Source organism: Alteromonas sp. 5E99-2 (assembly GCF_017368475.1).
Lineage (GTDB): Bacteria > Pseudomonadota > Gammaproteobacteria > Enterobacterales > Alteromonadaceae > Alteromonas_F.
On the sequence record NZ_JAFNJE010000081.1, the window covers coordinates 1 to 471 of the forward strand.

The window sequence follows — 471 nt, forward strand, 5'->3', positions numbered from 1 at the left end:
ATCGGCAATTCAGCTAAGCTTGGTGCTTCACCTTCAACAAACCCCACATACAGCGCAATCAGCTCTTCAATAAAAATGTTCAGTGACCAGCCATCGGCCACAATATGATGAATACTCACCACCACATGGTATTGCTGCTCAGGTAAGTCAATGATACTGACGCGGATCGGTCTTTCACTATCAAGCGTAAATGCCTGTTGTGATAACGCTGTCGCTTTCGCCTCCGCTTCAGCTACAGTGGCTAACGAAAAACAGGCTAAATCAATATCACAATGTGTTTGTACGTGCTGTTTAACCACATCACCATCAAGCACAAATAAGGTATTGAGTACATCATGACGCGCTATCAATGCTTCAACACTGCGTGTTAATGCCGTCTTATTTAAATCACCCGAAATCGCTAACACACCCGACATGTTATACGCCGCGCTTTCTGGATTAAGCTGCCATGTTAACCACAACCCTGTTTGG

General features: G+C 44.8%; 1 protein-coding gene. It reads right to left on the bottom strand.

Annotated features, from left to right (window positions below; translation table 11 throughout):
- The coding region (locus J3L16_RS15985; protein ID WP_242698886.1) for a condensation domain-containing protein at positions 1-471 on the bottom strand (471 nt) is incomplete at both ends.